12 protein-coding genes are annotated in these 15,028 nt (G+C 72.8%); 4 read left to right on the top strand and 8 right to left on the bottom strand.

The window, feature by feature from the left end; translation table 11 throughout:
- Nucleotides 1-429: 429 nt before the first annotated feature.
- On the top strand, nucleotides 430-1,839 hold the full coding sequence (locus tag QRY02_RS22550; RefSeq protein ID WP_285993502.1) for an allophanate hydrolase-related protein: 1,410 nt from the start codon (nucleotides 430-432) through the stop codon (nucleotides 1,837-1,839).
- On the opposite strand, the gene QRY02_RS22545 is transcribed toward QRY02_RS22550, so the two are convergent.
- The 5 genes from QRY02_RS22545 to QRY02_RS22525 form a co-directional block, all read right to left on the bottom strand.
- Nucleotides 1,811-2,848 (bottom strand): quinone-dependent dihydroorotate dehydrogenase, encoded by a 1,038-nt coding sequence (locus QRY02_RS22545; protein WP_285993501.1) that lies wholly within the window; start codon nucleotides 2,846-2,848, stop codon nucleotides 1,811-1,813. The genes QRY02_RS22550 and QRY02_RS22545 overlap by 29 nt on opposite strands.
- A 65-nt stretch (nucleotides 2,849-2,913) precedes the next feature.
- Nucleotides 2,914-3,474: a GNAT family N-acetyltransferase gene (locus tag QRY02_RS22540; protein WP_285993500.1), complete on the bottom strand. Its 561-nt coding sequence runs from the start codon at nucleotides 3,472-3,474 to the stop codon at nucleotides 2,914-2,916.
- A gap of 366 nt (nucleotides 3,475-3,840) precedes the next feature.
- Complete coding sequence (add, locus tag QRY02_RS22535) at nucleotides 3,841-4,887, bottom strand: adenosine deaminase (protein ID WP_285993499.1); 1,047 nt, start codon at nucleotides 4,885-4,887, stop codon at nucleotides 3,841-3,843.
- 126 nt (nucleotides 4,888-5,013) lie between these two features.
- On the bottom strand, nucleotides 5,014-5,823 hold the full coding sequence (locus QRY02_RS22530) for a DNA-formamidopyrimidine glycosylase family protein (RefSeq protein ID WP_285993498.1): 810 nt from the start codon (nucleotides 5,821-5,823) through the stop codon (nucleotides 5,014-5,016).
- A 3-nt stretch (nucleotides 5,824-5,826) separates the two neighbouring features.
- Nucleotides 5,827-6,720, bottom strand: a complete 894-nt coding sequence (locus QRY02_RS22525; protein WP_285993497.1) for a ParA family protein — start codon at nucleotides 6,718-6,720, stop codon at nucleotides 5,827-5,829.
- Nucleotides 6,721-6,826: 106 nt separating this feature from the next.
- On the opposite strand from QRY02_RS22525, the gene QRY02_RS22520 reads away from it, so the two are divergent.
- The 3 genes from QRY02_RS22520 (at nucleotide 6,827) to QRY02_RS22510 (ending at nucleotide 9,651) form a co-directional block, all read left to right on the top strand.
- A complete protein-coding gene (locus QRY02_RS22520) occupies nucleotides 6,827-7,552 on the top strand; it encodes a methyltransferase domain-containing protein (protein WP_285993496.1) in 726 nt (241 codons plus the stop codon).
- Nucleotides 7,553-7,766: 214 nt separating this feature from the next.
- On the top strand, nucleotides 7,767-8,981 hold the full coding sequence (dinB, locus tag QRY02_RS22515; RefSeq protein ID WP_285993898.1) for a DNA polymerase IV: 1,215 nt from the start codon (nucleotides 7,767-7,769) through the stop codon (nucleotides 8,979-8,981).
- A gap of 265 nt (nucleotides 8,982-9,246) precedes the next feature.
- Complete coding sequence (locus tag QRY02_RS22510) at nucleotides 9,247-9,651, top strand: SCO2097 family morphological protein (protein WP_103335157.1); 405 nt, start codon at nucleotides 9,247-9,249, stop codon at nucleotides 9,649-9,651.
- 273 nt (nucleotides 9,652-9,924) lie between these two features.
- On the opposite strand, the gene QRY02_RS22505 is transcribed toward QRY02_RS22510, so the two are convergent.
- From QRY02_RS22505 to QRY02_RS22495, 3 genes are all read right to left on the bottom strand, one after another.
- Nucleotides 9,925-12,489 (bottom strand): transglutaminase TgpA family protein, encoded by a 2,565-nt coding sequence (locus tag QRY02_RS22505; RefSeq protein ID WP_285993495.1) that lies wholly within the window; start codon nucleotides 12,487-12,489, stop codon nucleotides 9,925-9,927.
- 109 nt (nucleotides 12,490-12,598) lie between these two features.
- Nucleotides 12,599-13,873, bottom strand: a complete 1,275-nt coding sequence (locus QRY02_RS22500; protein ID WP_285993494.1) for a DUF58 domain-containing protein — start codon at nucleotides 13,871-13,873, stop codon at nucleotides 12,599-12,601.
- Between the two features lie 30 nt (nucleotides 13,874-13,903).
- Complete coding sequence (locus QRY02_RS22495) at nucleotides 13,904-14,971, bottom strand: AAA family ATPase (protein ID WP_285993493.1); 1,068 nt, start codon at nucleotides 14,969-14,971, stop codon at nucleotides 13,904-13,906.
- Between the last annotated feature and the right edge of the window lie 57 nt (nucleotides 14,972-15,028).

Genomic DNA, 15,028 nt, shown 5'->3' with positions numbered 1-15,028 from the left:
TGAAGGGTCGACACGGCAAGCCGGCCCGCTGCCCGGCGTGTCGACCCGAGAATCACGCGTGTCGGCTCCCGAATCACGCGTGTCGACCCTCCAGTCACGCGAGTTACGGCCTCCATCACGCGGATCGGGCCGGTATTGGGCCGTTGGGATCTGAAACTCGGCCGTTCGGGTGCCGCCAACCGGTCGATCCGGCTGGTCGTCACGGCGCGTGCGTGATCGTGCGTTTCACCCCGGCGTCGCCCCCTGTTCACCTTCCGGGGCCGAAACCCGCGCGTAATCGGAAACTGGTGGCTACGGAAACGTCCGCAGCCTAACGTTTCTGTCATGCATGCAGAGGTGTCACTCGCCGGGAGGCCCGCCGTGCACTGAGGATCGCCGGCACCGACCGTACACAGTGGACTTTCTCGACCGCCGAGGAAAGGACGCCCCGTGAACACGCTCCCGCCGGACCCGGACCCCGTGCCGATCACTCCGCCCACCGCCTCCCAGCGCGTCATCGCGGCCTTCGAACGCCTCACCGAGGCCGGCCGCCCCGAACTCTGGACCACCCTCCGCGCCGTCGAAGACGTCCTCGTCGACGCCAAGGCCGTCGACGAACGCGTCAAGGCCGGGGAAGTCCTCCCGCTGGCCGGCACGGTCATCGCCGTCCAGGACCTGATCGACGTCGCCGCCCAGCCGTCCGGCCACGGCGTGCCGGAGACCAGCGCCGCGGTCGTCACCCGGCTCACCGCCGCCGGTGCCGTCGTGCTCGGCAAGACCGGTGCCGCCCTGATCTCCGGCGCCTGGGACCGCACCAAGGCCGGCGGCAACGGCGCTGCCGTCGCGGTCGCGCTCGGCGTCGTCGACCTGGCGCTGAGCACCGGGGGCGCCGTCCCGGCGGCGCTGAACGCCGTCGTCGCGGTGAAGCCGACGCGCGGCCTGCTGCCCGCCGCCGACAACGTCTCCGTGTACGCGAGCGGCCTGGTCGCGGCCCACCGCGCGCTCACCCTGCTGACCGGCGGCGACCGCTCCTGGCCCGCCGACGTGCGGCTCGGCGCCGGCGAGCACCCGCGGATCGCCTACCCCGCCGACCTCCCCCTCGGCGAGGCGGCGAGCCTCGCGCTCGGGTCCGTCGTCGCCCGGCTGACCGCGGCGGGCGCCGTGCTCACCCCGGTCTCCGTGTCCGAGCAGGGGTTCGACGGCTTCGACGCCCTCCTCGTGCCGACCGTGCCGGAGCACCCCGGGATCGCCGAAGCGCTGGCCGACCCGGCCGGCGTGGGCCACCGCCTGGCCTCCTGCACGGCCTTCGCGAACCTCCTCGACGTGGCCTCGGTGACGGTTCCGGTGCTCCCGGGCGACCGCCGTCCCTTCGGCGTCACCTTCCTGACGCGCGCGTTCGAAGACCAGATCGCCCTCGATCTGGCGACCGTCTGCACGGACGAGCCGATGACGACCTACCCCGAGCCGGGGGAGGACGTCGTGGTGTTCGGCGCGCACCTGCGTGGCCAGCCGCTCAACGCCGACCTCACCGCGCTCGGCGCCCGGTTCACCGGACCGGTCCGGACCACCGAGGGCTACCGGATGGTGCTCCTGGACACCGAACCACCGCAGCCGGGCGTCCTCGACGGCGACACGGGCCTCGACGGCGAGCGCTGGCGGCTGTCCCCGGCCGCGTTCGAGCGCTTCGCGGCGACGCTGAAGCCTCCGTTCGTCCTGGAGCGCGTCGAATTGGCCGACGGCACCACCCCGCTGGCGGTGCGCTGTGACCCGGCCGCCGAGGGCCCCGGCCTGGAGCGCTACGAGTCCTGGCGTGGCTACGTGCGCTTCGCTTCTACCGCCGGGCTGCGAGACCCCGGCTGACGCGGCGCACCAAACCCGGCCCGTGCAGCGCGAAGCCCGTGTACAGCTGCACGAGCGACGCGCCGGCGTCGACGAGCCGGATCGCGTCGTCCGGGCCCAGAATCCCGCCGACGCCGATGATCGGCAGGCTCCCGCCGGTGTGGTCGTGCACGAACCGCACGACCTCGGCCGCGCGGGTGGTCAGCGGCCGGCCGGACAGTCCTCCCGCCTGTCCGGCCAGGCCGCTTTCCGCGGGGGCGATGCCGTCGCGCGCCAACGTCGTGTTCGTGGCGATGATCCCGGCGACGCCGTGTTCGAGCGCGACCTCCAGCAGCTCGGCCAGCGCGTCGTCGGTCAGGTCGGGCGCGACCTTCACCAGCACCGGCGTCGGCGAACCGCCGCCGGCGAGCTCCAGCGACGTCGAACGCAGCTCGCCGAGCAGTTCGGCGAGCGCGGTGCGGTCCTGCAGCTGCCGCAGCCCCGGCGTGTTCGGCGAGCTGACGTTGATCGCGAAGTAGTCCGCGTACGGGTGCAGCGCCCGCAACGAGAACCGGTAGTCCTCGACGGCGTCCTCGAGCGGCGTCACCTTCGACTTGCCGATGCTGATCCCCAGCGGGACGCCCGGCTTGCCGTCGCGGCCGAGCTTGGCCGCGAGGGCTTCGGCGCCGTCGTTGTTGAAGCCCATGCGGTTGATCACCGCGTCGCTCGCCGGCAGGCTGAACAGCCGCGGCTTCGGGTTGCCCGGCTGCGCCAGCCGCGTCACCGTGCCGACTTCGACGAACCCGAAGCCCAGCGCGGCCCACGCGGGCAGCGCGCGGCCGTTCTTGTCCATCCCGGCGGCCAGGCCGACGCGGTTGGGGAACCGCAGGCCCAGCACGGTCACCGGGTCGTCGACGCGGAGCGCGCCACCCAGCGCGGGCGCGGCCTTGCCGAGCCGGGCCAGGAGACTGATCGTGCGCTCGTGCACCAGTTCGGGGTCGTGGTAGGACAGCCGGTACAGCGCCGGGCGGACGATCTTGTCGAAGAACACGCCCCCATGCTGCCAAATCGCCCGGGAGCCGCTACCCGAGCGTCACGCCGGAGTGAAGGCGACCACTAATCGCGGTCTTTCCACTCGTCCTCGAGCATCGCGTAGATCAGCTCGTCGGTCCACTCGCCCTTGACGATCTCGTTCTCCCTGAGGTGCGCCTCGCGGCGCATGCCGAGGCGTTCCATCAGCGCGGCGGACGCGGTGTTCCGGCCGTCGCAGCGGCCGATGATGCGGTGCAGCCCCAGGTCTTCGAAGCCCAGCCGCAGCAGCTCGGTGGCCGCCTCCGCGGCCAGGCCCTTGCCGTGGTGGTCCGGGTGGAAGACGAAGCCGACCTCGCCCTGGCGGTGTTCGCTGCTCAGCCACTCCAGGTTCAGGTCGCCGATGAGCTGCCCCGTCGCGGCCAGCTCGACCGCCACGGCCAGCAGCTGCCCTTCCTTCGTCAACGTCGAGCTGTGCACCCGTTTGGCGAGCGCGGCGGCCGACTCGGCGCGGCTGCGGGGGCCCCAGTACAGGTAGCGGGCGACGTCGGCGCGGGACTGGAAGGAGTTCAGCGCGTCGAGGTCCCCGGACGTGAACGGGCGCAGGATCAGCCGCGCCGTGGTGATGGGGTAGTCGGGCCTGAGCATGCGTCCAGGCTAGCGAGCTTCAGCCGTCCGGGGGACGGAACGGCAAATCGCTGATCGCCGGACGGTCGTCTTGCTACGCCGGGTGGCATGACCTGCACAAATGAGCGCATGAAGGAACCCCCGGGGTGCCTCTCAAGCGCCGTCAAACGCTTGAGTCCGAGCCGGACTGGTGCTCGGAAACCCCGGGGGCACGGTGACTGCCTGGTATTCGCTATCAGGCATCACGTGGAGCAGGCGATGAGCCGAAGGTGGCTCAGCTGTAGCGCTGCTCAAAGTCCTCCACGTGCCATCCGCTAGCGGACAGCCACCTCACGAGTCCTGTCGATATACAACTTTGGACCACCTCCTCTCTCGTGTACTTCCAAGCTAGGCGAAGTCGGTGGTGCGCGGCAACGTCATTTCTGTGATCTCGTTCCGCAGGACGGCTTTGCGCTGCTCATCGAGGAAGGAAGCCTCGACGGCGTTCTCCGCGAGCCGGGCCAGTTCGGCCGCGGCCAGCCCGAGCGTCTCGGCGACGGCGACGTACTCGCCGGTGAGCGTGGCGCCGAACATCGGCGGGTCGTCGGTGTTGAGCGTCACGACGACGCCGTGGTCCAGCATCCGCCGGACCGGGTGCGCGGCGAGGTCCGTGACCTGGCCGGTCCGCACGTTCGACGTCGGGCACACTTCGAGCGGGATCCGGTGTGCCGCAAGGTGTTCGAGCAGTGCGGGGTCGCTCGCGCAGCTGGTGCCGTGGCCGAGGCGCTCGGCGCCGAGGTCGTGCAGCGCCGACCAGATCGTGGCCGGCCCGGTGGTCTCCCCGGCGTGCGGAACGCTGTGCAGCCCGGCTTCCCGCGCCCGCGTGAAGTACGGCTCGAACTGCGCCCGCCCGACGCCCAGCTCGGGGCCGCCGAGCCCGAACGACACCAAGCCCTCGGGCCGTTCGCGCAGCGCGAACACGAGTGTCTCCTGCCCGGCCCGGATGCCCTTTTCGCCCGGGATGTCGAAGCACCAGGCCAGTTCCACGCCCAGTTCGGCGGCGCGGGCCCGGCCGGTCGCGAGCCCGGCCAGCAGGTCGTCGCCCGGCATGCCGTCGAGCAGGTGGTTGTACGGCGTCACGGTGACTTCGGCGTAGCGGCAGTTCTGCGCGGCGAGGTCCGCCGCCAGACCCGTCACGAGCGTGTGGACGTCGTGGCGGTCGCGCACGAGCGAGGTGACCGCGAGGTACACGGTGAGGAAGTGGGCGAAGTCGCGGAAGGTGAAGAACTCCGCGAGCTCGCGCTCATCGGTGGGGACACCGGCGGCGGGGCGGCGCCGGGCGAGCTCCAGGACGGTCGGCAGGCTCGCCGAGCCGACCAGGTGGACGTGCAGTTCGACCTTGGGCAGGGCGTGCGCGAACGCGCGCAGCGCCTGCCCGGTGCGGATTCCGGGCATGACCGAGCTCCCTGGGAGGGGTGGAAGAGGTGACGGGAAGGAGCGCGAACGGCTCAGGGAGCGAGGTCGCCGCGTTCGGTGTCGGCCCCGTAGAGCGGGAGCTTGAACGTCGTCACGTGATCCAGCTTACTGCGCCGGGTACGGACCCGCCTGGTCCTTCGGGCAGAACCACGTCGGCCGTCGCTGGACGTCGTGGCCCTGCGTGCGGACCAGGAGCTTGCCGCCGCAGCGGAAGCAGCCCTGGCGGGTCCGCTCGTACACCCAGTTCTTGCGGTTGCGGTCGAGGTGGCCGGTGGTGCTCTGGTCGAAGCGCCCGGCGAGGGCGTTGGCCAGCAGCAGCTTGCGGGCCAGCGCGACCGTGCGCCCGGTGTCCACTTCGGACACCGGCGTCCACGGCGTCACCCCGAGCAGGAAGGCGATTTCGCACTTGTAGAGGTTCCCGACGCCGGCCAGCACGCGCTGGTCGAGCAGGGCGAGCCCGAGCTCACGCGCGGGGTCCGCCGCCAGCGCCGCGCTCGCGCGGGCCGCGTGCTCGTCCGTCCACTCCGGATCCAGCAGGTCCGGGCCGAGGTGGGCGACGAGGTCGCGTTCCTTGCTCGTGGCCACGAGTTTCAGGTCGTGGACGCGGAAGCCGATCACCTGGACGTCGGCCGCGGTGAAGATCACCCGGGCGTGGTGGCCGGGCCGCCGCCACTTCGCGCCGGCCGGGTAGACGTCCCACATCCCGTCCATCATCAGGTGCGAGTGCAGGGTCAGGTCGCCGGAGAAGCGGGTGAACAGGTGCTTGCCCACCGTGCCGACCCCGAGCACCTCGCGGCCGGACAGGTCCACAGTGGCCAGCTGGGGCACGCGGAATTCGCCGCGCAGCAACGTCTTCCCGGTCATCGCGTTCGCGAAGCGCTTGGCGACGAGGAAGACGGTGTCACCTTCGGGCACGGCTCACCCCGCGGATTCGGGCACCTCGGCGGGTGCCTCGGGGGTCTCCGGGGCGGGACCCTCCGGCCAGTCCGGTCCTTCGGGTTCCTCGCCGCCGATGCGGTGCCGGCCCGCCCGGTTCGAGCGGAGGATCTTCGCCAGCACCATGTTGAACGTCAGCGCGATCTCCTGGGCGCCCGGCGAGTGCCACTCGTGGATCGGGCTGCACGCGCCCTGGGCCTGCTGCACCGCGAGCCGGTCGGTGATCGCCGTCGGCATCACCAGCGAGCCGAAGTTCTCGCGCAGCTCGGCGATCCGGAACTGGTGCTCGTAGGAGCGCACGCGCAGCTTGTTCACCAGGACGCCGATCGGGCGCAGCTCCGGGTTGAGCTCCTTGCGGATCTTCTCGATCGCTTCCAGGGCGCGAGACGCTCCGGCGACGGCGTACATCGTCGGCTCGGTCACGATGAGCGCGCTGTCCGCGGCGACCAGCGCCGACTTCGTCAGGCGGCCCAGCGACGGCGGGCAGTCCAGGATCACCAGCTCGTACGGCGTTTCGCGCAGCGGCGTGCGGTGCAGCTCGTCCAGCGCGCGGGAGAAGTTCGCCAGGCGCTCGCTGTCGGCGTCCGGGTCGTTGAGCAGCTCCAGCTCTTCGGTGCCGACGAGGACGTCGACGTCTTCACTCCAGACGCTCGGGGCGATCGCGCGTTCCAGCGTTTCCCGGGTCGGGGTCTCGAGCACGTCCGCGAGGGTGGCGTCGGTGAAGGGCGGGTCGAGCGAGGTGGTGGCGTTGCCCTGCGGGTCGAGGTCGACCACCAGCGTCCGCGTGCCTCTACGCAAGGCGGCGGACGCGATACCGAGAGCGACCGTCGTCTTGCCGACGCCTCCCTTGAGGCTGAGTACGGCGACCGTGTGCACGAAGTCCAGCCTACGGGTGCGGGCCGGAGGTGCCGCCGGGCAAGGGCCGTTCACTCGAAGGGAGGAGCTCGGGAGGCGGGCGGGGGCGGGCACTACCCTGTGCGACATGAAGACGGAGACCGTGGCCGCCCGGGGTTCGGGCGCCGTCCGCCGGGTGCTCGAGGCCGAGATCGAGGCCGCCCGCGCCCGGGGTGCCGAGCATCCCCGCGTCGTCGACGTGGGTGGCGGCAGCGGCGGCTGGGCGGTGCCGTTCGCGGCGGCGGGCTGCCGGGTGACCGTCGTCGAGCCGAGCCCGAACGCCCTGGCCACGCTGCAGCGCCGGGCCGAGGAGGAGGGCGTCTCCGAGCTGATCACCGTGGTCGCGGACGACTCGGACGCACTGGGCCGGTACGTCGAGGCCGGCTCGGCCGACCTGGTGCTGGCACACGGGCTGCTGGAGATCGTCGACGACCCGGCGGCGGTGCTCACGGCGCTGGCGAGGGCGGTGGCGCCGGGTGGCGCGGTGTCGGTGCTGGTGGCGAACCGCCACGCGGCCGTGCTCCACCGCGCGCTGGCGGGCCGGGTCGGCGAAGCCCGGCAGCTGCTCGAGAGCGGCGACGGCGTCGCCCCGGGCGACACCGTGCTGCGGCGCTTCTCCGCCTCCGGGCTGCGCGCCGACCTGGAGGCCGCGGGCCTCGAAGTGACGCTGCTGCAGGGCGACCGGGTGATCTCCGACCTGGTCACCGGCGACGTCCGGGACGACGAGCTGGCGGAGTTCGAGCGGGTGGCGGCGGCCACGCCGGCGCTGCGGGAGATCGCCGGCCGGCTGCACGCGGTGGCGCGCCCGGCCTGAGCCGGTTCCGCGGGTTTCCGCCGTCGCGCTCCCCTGGCGATCCGAAACCGGCGATGACCTCTGGGGCTTCGCCACCCGAACCCCCCGAAAACTGGCAGTGACCTCTGGGGCTTTGCCCCAGGTCGGGGGCTTCGCCACCCGAACCCCCCGAAAACTGTCGGTGGTGGCCGGTAGCGTCCTCGGTGTGGGGCGAAACGCTGAGCTGCCGGGCGGGATGGGCCGGTTCCGCGTCCGGCCGGGGGAACCGGCGCCGGACGACACCGGGTGCGGGCTGCTGCACGTCGACATGGACGCGTTCTTCGTGTCGGTCGAGCTGCGGACCCGGCCCGAGCTCGCGGACAAGCCGGTCGTGGTGTCCGGGGGCGGCCCGCGGGCCGTCGTGGCCGCGGCGAACTACCCGGCGCGGAAGTTCGGCGTGCGCTCGGCCATGCCGTTCTCGACGGCGAAGCGGCTGTGCCCGCACCTGATCAACATCCCGCCGACGTCGGGGCTCTACGGCGAGGTCTCCCGCGGCGTCATGGGCATCTTCCGCGAGCTGACGCCGCTGGTCGAACCGCTCAGCCTGGACGAGGCGTTCCTCGACGTCAGCGGGGCGCTGCGGCGGTTGGGCGCCACCCCGGCTTCGCTGGGCGCGCAGATCCGCGCGCGGGTCGCGGCCGAGCACGGGATCACCTGCTCGGTGGGGGTGGCGAAGGTCAAGTTCGTCGCGAAGCTGGCGTCGGGGATGGCGAAGCCGGACGGCATGGTCGTGGTGCCCGCGGCGGAGACCCTGGCGTTCCTGCACCCGCTGCCGGTGTCGGCGCTGTGGGGCGTCGGCGCGCGGACCGAGGAGCACCTGCGGCGCCTGGGCCTGGCCACGATCGCCGACGTCGCCGCATTCCCGCCGGAGCGGCTGAAGAAGTCGCTGGGCACCGCGGCCGGCGAGCACCTGTACCGGCTGGCGCACGGGGTGGACGAGCGGTCGGTCGAGGTCGAGTCGCCGGAGAAGTCGATCGGCGCGGAGCACACCTTCGACGTCGACCGGCACGACCGGGCCTCGCTGGGGCTGGAGCTGCTGCGTCTTTCGGAGCGGGTCGGCGCGACGCTGCGGGGGCGCGGGTTGCGCGGCCGGACGGTCTCGATCAAGGTGCGCTTCGCGGACTTCCGGACGATCACCCGGGCCCGCACGCTGGTCTCGGCGACGGACGTGGCGCGCGAGATCCACGCGGTCGCCGTGGCGCTGCTGGCCGAGCACGCGCCGACCGGGGCCGTGCGGCTGATCGGCGTCCGCGTCGAAGGGCTGGACACGGGGGAGGCGGGGGAGCAGCTGGTGTTCGACTCGCCGGCACCGCGCTGGCGCGACGCGGAGGTGGCGGCGGACGTCGCGCGGTCGAAGTTCGGTTCGGCGGCGGTGCGCCCCGCGTCGTTACTGGGGCCTCGGGAGGGGTGACGGCACGGACGGTGATCTTCGACTCGGCGGCGTTCCCCCACAACGGCGGTCGGGCGGCAAAACGGTCACGATCGGCGGCGGTGACGGTCCGCAACGCCCTCCGGGCGGGATTTAGCCCAATTCGATCCCTTCTGGATGCGGGATCGGGTAGTCGTGCGGGCGCGGGCCTCGTATCCTGGACAGTGCCACCCCGCCTGGGGTTGGCTGTTGGGTCCAGGACGTTGCGCGGCCCGGCGCCCGCGACAGCTGTGCCGGAGGAGGAAAGATGCCACTCTCCGAGCATGAGCAGCGGCTGCTCGATCAGATCGAGCGCGAGCTCTATGCCGAGGACCCCAAGTTCGCATCCACGGTGCGTGGCACCCGGTTGCGTCGCCCCGCTCGCCGACGGCGTATTCAGGGCATCGCCCTGTTCGTAGTGGGCGTGGCCCTGCTGGTGCTGGGCGTGGTGGTGCCGCAGTTCCGGGTGGCCGACATCCCGCTGATCAGCGTGCTCGGGTTCCTCGTGATGTTCTTCGGAGTCATGATGGCCGTCACATCGATTCGGCACGGCGCCGACGGAGACGGCAAGGCCGGTGGACCAGCCACCCGCGGCGGCAAGCCATCGGGTCGCCGGAGTTCCTTCACCCAGAGGATGGAGGAGCGCTTCCGCCAGCGCTTCGAGGAGCAGTAGCGCCGCAAGACGACGAGATCCGCGTCCCGCCGAACGGAGGGACGCGGATCTTCTTGTGTGCTCAACCAGCCCGCGTGGGGCTGTCCAGCTGCGGTGACAGTGGGTGACCCCCACGCGGGTGACCTGCTCTGGCCTGCGGATCGACCCCGAAACTCGCGTGTTCAGAACCGGAACTCGCGTGATCGAGCCCGGATCTCGCGTGATCGGCCCCGGAACTCGCGTGTTCAGAACCGGAACTCGCGTGATTGAAGGCGGAACTCGCGTGCTCGGGGGTCAGTCGCGGTTGCGGAAGACCGAGCGGGGGAACAACTTCCCCTTCCAGGACAGCGGCGCGTTGCGGCGAAGGCTCCGCCGCAGGCCCTCGAAGGCCGGCGGGAGATCCGGCTGAGGTGCGTCGTCCTCGCCGTACCACGATCTCTCCAGGACGCCGATGACCGTCCGGAGGTCTTCGCGGCCCTCGTCGTCCAGGTGGTGCTTGGCCGCCAGCTTCTGGCCCGCCACGCGGACCGTGTCGCTGCTCGGGATCGGCAGGCCGCGGTCCGCGCACTCCGCGCGCAGCTCCGCCCAGGCCGCGTCGGCCGCGCCCGGCTGTTGCTGGACGATGCGCTGCAAGCGCCGTCGGCGGACGACCTCGCGGATCAGCGCCGGGCCGGCCGCCGCGAGCTGCAGGACCACCACCAGCACGCCGAGCCACCAGACCACCGTCGCCGCGAGAAGACCCAGCGCGGTGATCCACAAGCCCACCGCCAGCAGCGGCAGCCAGCCGAGCAGCGCCTGGAGGCGGGACGGTGCCGCCACCGGCGCCGGTGCCCGCACCAGCAGTGCGCCCTCGCTCCGGTCGCCGTCCGCCGGCCCTGGTGGCGGCGCGCCGTCCCCCGGCCGCGTGCGCCCGCGGCCCAGCGACCGCCGCAGCAGCGCCGCGACGATCAGGGCGCCCGCTCCCAGCGCGGCGAGCACCAGGGCGAGGTCGAACAGCCAGTCGTCGCTGCCCGAGGCGTCCTTGGCCGTCTGCGCCGGGACGTTCGGCTCGTTGTCGCGCGGAACGCCGGTCGGTGCCGCGCTCGACTGGACCGTGCTCGGCGCCACCTGGGTGTCGTCCGGCTGGTTGCCGTTCTGCGGGCCGGCCTGCAGGTACGACGGGGTGATGCCGCGGCCGTCGGACAGCGGCGTCGGGTCGAACGTCACCCAGCCCTTGTCGCCGAAGTACGCCTCGACCCACGCGTGCGCGTCCTGGGTGGTGATCGACAGGTAGTCGTTGACCTGCACGCCCGGCGTGAAGCCGATCGCCACGCGCGACGGGATGCCCGCCACCCGCAGCATGACGCCCATCGCCGACGCGAACTGCTCGCAGAAGCCGCGCTTGCCGTTGAGGATGAAGTCGGTGAGCGCGTCGGTGTCGGTCACCGGCGCGGTCTTCGTGTCGTAGACGAACCCGTTCTGCGCCGTGAAGTAGCGCCAGATCGCCGAGGCCCGGTCGAAGTCGTTGGCCGCGCCGGTGATCAGCTGCTCGGTCTTCGCGCGGACGCGGTCGTCGACCCGGTCGATCTGGGTGTAGCGCGGCGGCAGGTCGTCGACCCGCGAGGTCACGCGCAGCTCGGCGGCCGTCGGCTCCCTCAGCGACGCGTACTCGGTGTACCCCGGCGGGGCCTCGCTGCGGGTGGTGAACACCGTGCCGCTGATCTGGTCGTAGAGGTAGCCGCTGCCCGCGCCGTCGATGACGCGCGGCGCGCCGTACACCGGCAGCCAGTTGTCCCGCCAGCTGGTCGGCTCGACGTCGATCCGGCGCGCGGTGCCCGTGCCGTCGTCGCCCGGGGCGGGCGGCAGCTGCGGCCCGACCGGGACGCCCTGCTGCGAACGGCCTTCGTCGTGCAGGCCCCAGCCCTTGTTCGGGTAGTAGGTGTCCAGCGTCATCGCGCGCATCAGCCGCCGGTCGGTGCCGAGGCCGCGGACCTTGAACAGCTCGCGGTTCGACCCCTGGTCGAGCATGCCGCGCAGCTCGGTGAACGGCTGGATGCCGAAGCCGCCGGAGCCCGCCCCCGGGCCGCTGCCGCTCTCGCCGAACGGCATCCGCCCGATCGTGCCGACCCACGTGATCGCCCCGCCCAGCAGGCCGAGCACGATCGCCGCGCAGACGACCGCGACCGGCGCGGACAGCACCCCCGGCTTGCCGCTGCGCCCGGGGGCCTCCCGGGTGCGCCAGCGCTGGTGCCGGTGGTTGCCGTCGACGGCCAGCAGGCCGGCGAACGCCGCCCCGCCGAGCAGGAACGTCCACCACGGCAGCATTTCCTCGCTCAGCGCGGCCGGCACGGCGTAGACGCAGAGCAGCACGAGCCCGGTCGCCGCGGGCGCCGCGGCGGCGACGGTCAGGGTGTCGACGAGGACGGCGACCAGGCCGATCAGGATGGTGACGAGGCACAGGATCGGCTGGCTGCCCTCGACCGGCGGCAACCCGACGCGGATCTGCTCGGCGGCGCTCGACAGCGTGGTCCCGATTTCGGCGAACGCCTCCGGGCCGGGGATGACCTGCAGGATGCCGTGCGTGGTGAAGGCGCCGGTGATGAGGAAGAGCAGGACGAGCAGCTGCCCCAAGCCGACCAGGACGGTCGGCACCTGCAGCGAGCGGAGGGCCAGCCCGGAAGCCCCGATGAGCAGGACGGCGACGAACAGGTACCCGAACCAGGCCAGGCCGGTGACGACGCTGGTGACCGAGGTCGCGGCGCAGAGGGTGGCGACCCCGGCGGCGACGGGCGCGAGAACGCTGCTGCGCCAGGCGGACAGCGGTCGTTCCGGCCGGGGTGCGGGCCGCTCGAACTTCCGCGGCGGTGCGGCGGTGCTCATCGCGGCCCTCCGGTCGAGGTGCTGCGGTGGGTGGCGGTGTGCTGGGGTGCGGTGCCCATCGCGGCCCCTCCCGGTCGAGGTGCTGCGGTGCGTCGTGGTGCGGTGCTGCTCATCGCGGCCCTCCGATCAGGGTGCCGCGACGTGCGCCGCTGCGGCACAGCTCGGCCCAGACCTGCGGCATCGGCGAACCGGGGCCCGCCACGATCACGCCCCAGCCGGCCGCGCGCAGCAGTGCCGCCGAGTCCTCCGTGGCCGCCGCCCGCTGCTCCGGGGCGCTCACCCCCGCCGACCACGTCGGCGTGTCCAGCAGGACCGCCAGGCTCCTGATGCCGCGCGGGCGGTACTGGGTCAGCTCGTGCACCGCCTCCGTGCTCACCGTGCCGAGCACCGCGATCAGCTCCTGGCCCTCGGCCGGGTCCCCGGCCAGCGTGATGTCGCGCTGGTGCGCCGGCTGCAGGGCCGCCAGCGCGTCGAGCACGACGTGGTCGTAGTGGTCGCCGCCCTCGCCCGGGGTGTCCGCCAGCGTGACGCCGTGCTCGCTCACCAGCCGGACGCGGTGGCCGGACCGGCGCAGGTGCAGGGCCGCCGACGCCGCGAACGCCACCGCCCACTCCAGGCTCGCCGCCGGGCCGGCGCCGTGGTGCGCGGCCGCGCGGTGGTCCAGCAGCACCGTCGTGCCACCGCGCCACGGGCGTTCCTCGACGCGGACCATGATCTCGTCGCGGCGGGCCGTCGAGCGCCAGTGCACCTTCCGCAGGTCGTCGCCCTGGCGGTACTGGCGGACGATCACGTCGGGCTCGCCCTGCCCGGCGTGCAGCCGGACCGTGCCGTCGTCGCCGACGCCGATGCCCGCGCCGCTCGGCAGGCCCCACAGCGGGACCACGCGGGGCACGACGACCAGCCGCGAGTGCCCGATCAGCTCGCGCTCGAACTCGCACAGCCCGAACGGGTCGGTGATCGTCGCGCGCAGTGGCCCGACCTGCTGGATCCCGCGCAGCACCGGCTGCAGCGGGTAGCGCAGCGCGACGCGCCGGTCGTGCGGGAGCCGCTCGACGACGAACCGCGGCCGCGAACCCAGCGCGTACGGCACGCCGTCTTCGAGGAGGATCTCGCCGGCGGGCAGCCGCCCGCTGCGCCACAGCTCCAGCTGCACCTCGCCGTTGCCGCCGACCGCGACCCGTTGCGGGCGCAGCGTGCGGGTGGCGCCGATGCGCAGCCGCGTCGCCGAGATGAACGCGGCGACCAGCAGTGGCAGCGCCACCACGAACACCGCCACCCGCAGCAGGTCGCGCTCGTTGAGCACGAACGAGCACACCGCGGCGGCGATCCCCGCGGCCAGGAGGCAGCGACCGCGGGTGGTCAGGCCGGACAGGGCACGCAGCATGCCGTTCTCTTCCCCTTCGGGCGGTGAAAGCTAGGGCCGGGTGCCCTGCGGCACCGGCACCCGGTGCAGCACCGCGCGCACGACGTCGGTCGCCGACCGGCGGGCCGCGTGGGCCTCCGTGGTCAGCATCAGGCGGTGCGCCAGTACCGGCACCGCCACCGTGTGCAGGTCGTCCGGCACGACGTAGTCGCGGCCCGACAGCGCGGCTTGCGCCCGCGCCGCGCGGACGAGGTGCAGCGTGGCCCGCGGGGACGCGCCGAGCCGGACCTCCGGGACGCCCCGGGTGGCCGCGACGACGTCGACGGCGTACCGGCGGACCTCGGGGGCCATGTGCACGCCGCGGACCGTCTCGATCAGCCGGTGCACGGTCTCGCCGTCGGACACCGGTTGCAGGTCCTCGATCGGGTTGTGCCCGGCGTGCTCGTCGACCATGGCCAGCTCGGCCTGCTGGTCGGGGTAGCCGATGGAAACCCGCGCGGTGAAGCGGTCGCGCTGGGCTTCGGGCAGCGCGTACGTGCCTTCCATCTCGATCGGGTTCTGCGTGGCGATCACCATGAACGGCTCTTCGAGCCGGTAGGTCGTGGTGTCGACGGTGACCTGGTGCTCTTCCATGCACTCCAGCAGCGCCGACTGCGTCTTCGGCGAGGCGCGGTTGATCTCGTCGCCCACCACGATGTTCGCGAACACCGGGCCGGGGCGGAAGTCGAACTCGCCGGACTGGCGGTTGTAGATGGAGACGCCGGTGACGTCGCTCGGCAGCAGGTCGGGGGTGAACTGGATGCGGCTGACCGTGCAGTCGATCGACCGGGCGAGCGCCTTGGCCAGTGACGTCTTGCCGACGCCGGGCACGTCCTCGACCAGGAGGTGGCCTTCGGCGAGCAGGGTCACCAGCGCGATCCGGATGACGTCGGGCTTGCCGACGAGCACGCGTTCCACGTTGGCGGCGATCCGCCGCGCGGTGTCGTGCAGTTCGTCCAGCGGCACTCTGCCGGGGTGACCGGGGACCCGGCCGTTGCCCGAGGGCTCCGCCGGGTAAGGCGGCCGCCCGGATGCCTGCTCACCCGATCCGGGCGCGGCAGACTGGATTCTCGACGTCACTCGACCTCCTGGTGGCGCATGGCCGCGCGCAGTGTGCGCACCGCCGGGCCGAACGGC

The sequence above is a fragment of the Amycolatopsis sp. DG1A-15b genome (genome assembly GCF_030285645.1).
Lineage (GTDB): Bacteria > Actinomycetota > Actinomycetes > Mycobacteriales > Pseudonocardiaceae > Amycolatopsis.
This window is presented reverse-complemented; position numbering and strand designations above follow the sequence as displayed.

Bases quoted from the DNA above. Each gene is read 5' to 3' on its own strand.
- QRY02_RS22540 (WP_285993500.1), bottom strand. From the start codon at position 3,474: ATGCTCAGGCCCGACTACCCCATCACCACGGCGCGGCTGATCCTGCGC.
- add (WP_285993499.1), bottom strand. From the start codon at position 4,887: ATGCCCGGAATCCGCACCGGGCAGGCGCTGCGCGCGTTCGCGCACGCC.
- QRY02_RS22520 (WP_285993496.1), top strand. From the start codon at position 6,827: ATGAAGACGGAGACCGTGGCCGCCCGGGGTTCGGGCGCCGTCCGCCGG.
- dinB (WP_285993898.1), top strand. From the start codon at position 7,767: ATGGGCCGGTTCCGCGTCCGGCCGGGGGAACCGGCGCCGGACGACACC.
- QRY02_RS22510 (WP_103335157.1), top strand. From the start codon at position 9,247: ATGCCACTCTCCGAGCATGAGCAGCGGCTGCTCGATCAGATCGAGCGC.
- QRY02_RS22505 (WP_285993495.1), bottom strand. From the start codon at position 12,489: ATGAGCACCGCCGCACCGCCGCGGAAGTTCGAGCGGCCCGCACCCCGG.
- QRY02_RS22500 (WP_285993494.1), bottom strand. From the start codon at position 13,873: ATGCTGCGTGCCCTGTCCGGCCTGACCACCCGCGGTCGCTGCCTCCTG.